Origin of the sequence: Pseudomonas kitaguniensis, assembly GCF_009296165.1 — a bacterium.
GTDB lineage: Bacteria > Pseudomonadota > Gammaproteobacteria > Pseudomonadales > Pseudomonadaceae > Aquipseudomonas > Aquipseudomonas kitaguniensis.
Genome location: NZ_VUAZ01000231.1, coordinates 1 through 2,163, shown reverse-complemented (window position 1 = coordinate 2,163; position 2,163 = coordinate 1). Strand labels below are relative to the sequence as shown.

Annotated in this window: 2 protein-coding genes and 1 pseudogene; 1 reads left to right on the top strand and 2 read right to left on the bottom strand. The window is 59.6% G+C overall.

Going from position 1 to position 2,163, the window contains the following annotated elements:
- The first annotated feature begins 432 nt into the window (after positions 1 to 432).
- Complete coding sequence (gene csrA, locus F0169_RS26905; RefSeq protein ID WP_058415665.1) at positions 433 to 630, top strand: carbon storage regulator CsrA; 198 nt, start codon at positions 433 to 435, stop codon at positions 628 to 630.
- Between the two features lie 7 nt (positions 631 to 637).
- Here csrA and F0169_RS26900 read toward each other — a convergent pair whose 3' ends face one another.
- Both F0169_RS26900 and F0169_RS26895 read right to left on the bottom strand, forming a co-directional pair.
- The gene (locus tag F0169_RS26900) at positions 638 to 865 is read right to left on the bottom strand and encodes a YheU family protein (protein ID WP_058415664.1); all 228 of its coding nucleotides are present in this window, start codon (positions 863 to 865) and stop codon (positions 638 to 640) included.
- Between the two features lie 59 nt (positions 866 to 924).
- A pseudogene (locus tag F0169_RS26895) lies at positions 925 to 2,107 on the bottom strand (osmoprotectant NAGGN system M42 family peptidase).
- Between the last annotated feature and the right edge of the window lie 56 nt (positions 2,108 to 2,163).

The following is a 2,163-nucleotide window of genomic DNA, read 5'->3' as shown; positions in this document are numbered from 1 at the left end:
CCGATAGCAGTTTTACATGTTGATACATGAATTGACTCGACCCACCGCCACGTCGGGAGCAAGCCCCCTCCCACAGTTTGACTGCATTCAGCCTGGAAGATGGGGTCGGCTTTCAGGCCACCTGCTTTTGATTTTAATACCCGCCGTAAGGGCGCAACTCAAAACCCAAGGCACCAACCTAAGCGGGAGGTGCGCAATATCGTATGTAATCGATTGAATAAGCATAAATTCCAATAGCAAAAACAATGGGTTATTTGCAGTTTGATAGGCGCGCATTCGGCTTGCGAGATTGGGTTGGCTGAATGTACACGCGCGTCTGTCAGGCAAATTACCGTCGCGTGTAGCCCCCGCCTGTTTTCAGCGCAAGGCATTGTTGTCGTCCATCCAAAAGGGCATGGTCAAGCCTCTGTTACTCCCAAAAGGACAACCGCCATGCTGGTCCTAAGCCGCTCCCCGGGCGAAAGCATTTCCATCGGCGATGACATCGCCGTGCACATCCTCGAGCTAAACGGTAAACAGGTGAAGTTCGGCATCGACGCACCCAAGGGCGTCAAAGTCCACCGCGCCGAGGTGTATCAAAAAATCCTCGCGCGCCAATCCACACCAGGCCAAACCGAAACCCGTTCCTAGAACCGTCTCAGTCGAACAAATGCTTGGGCACGTCGTGCTTGAGCATCAATTGGCATTGCTCGCTGTCAGGGTCGAACACGATCAGTGCCTGGCCCTTGGTCAGCGCATGGCGCACGCGCAATACACGGGTTTCGAGTGGCGTTTCATCGCCGTTATCGGTGCCGTCGCGGGTGACGAAATCTTCGATAAGCCGGGTCAGCGTATCGACTTCAAGTGCGTCGTAGGGAATCAGCATACAAGCCTCAGAGGTAAGAACCCGGCGATCCTACTGCGCCGGGCTCGTCGTTGCCAGCGTCAGGATTTTTGACCGACCAGGCTGTCCACCGATGGCACGCGCGTGTCGCTCTCCATCTGTGTCTCATGCTCGATTTGATGACTGAAGCGGTCCAGTGAACCCTGCGCCGGTTGCGCGTCGCTGGCGAATACCGGCGGGCTGAGGATGTACGCACCCAGCAGGCGGCTCAGCGCGGCCAGGCTGTCGATGTGCGTGCGCTCGTAGCCATGGGTCGCGTCGCAGCCGAACGCGAGCAATGCGGTACGAATGTCGTGGCCGGCGGTCACCGCCGAATGCGCGTCGCTGAAGTAATACCGGAACAGGTCACGACGCACCGGCAGGTCATTGTCAGACGCCAGGCGCAACAGGTGGCGCGACAGGTGATAGTCATACGGCCCGCCAGAATCCTGCATGGCCACGCTTACCGCGTGTTCGCTGGAGTGCTGGCCGGGCGCGACCGGGGCAATATCAATGCCGACAAATTCGCTGACATCCCAGGGCAGGGCGGCCGCTGCGCCACTGCCGGTTTCTTCGGTAATGGTGAACAGCGGGTGGCAGTCGATCAGCAGCGGTTCACCACTGTCGATGATTGCTTTGAGCGCCGCCAACAGCGCGGCGACACCGGCTTTATCGTCCAGGTGACGGGCACTGATGTGCGCTTTCGGTGAACTCGGGCAGCGGGTCAAAGGCTACATAGTCGCCAATGCTGATGCCCAGCGAATCGCAGTCGGCGCGGGTGGCGCAGTAAGCGTCCAGGCGCAATTCGACGTGGTCCCAGCTCACCGGCATTTCATCCACGGCGGTGTTGAACGCGTGCCCGGAGGCCATCAACGGCAACACACTGCCGCGGATCACGCCGTTGTCGGTGAACAGGCTGACCCGGCTGCCTTCGGCAAAACGGCTGGACCAGCAACCCACCGGCGCCAGGCTCAGGCGGCCGTTGTCTTTGACCGCACGCACGGCGGCGCCGATGGTGTCCAGGTGTGCGGACACGGCGCGGTCGGGGCTGTTTTTCTGGCCCTTGAGGGTGGCGCGAATGGTCCCGCGCCGCGTCATTTCAAAGGGTATGCCGAGTTCTTCGAGGCGCTCGGCAACGTAACGCACGATGGTGTCGGTAAAGCCTGTAGGGCTGGGAATGGCGAGCATTTCCAGCAGCACTTTTTGCAGGTAGTTGAGATCCGGTTCGGGAATGGTTCGGCTCATAAAGACTCCTGGTGGCGTGTGGGCAAGGGTTGCCTGTCATGGCCCCATCGCGAGCA

Excerpts from the sequence above, each read along its gene's own strand:
- csrA (WP_058415665.1), top strand. The coding sequence starts at position 433 with ATGCTGGTCCTAAGCCGCTCCCCGGGCGAAAGCATTTCCATCGGCGAT.
- F0169_RS26900 (WP_058415664.1), bottom strand. The coding sequence starts at position 865 with ATGCTGATTCCCTACGACGCACTTGAAGTCGATACGCTGACCCGGCTT.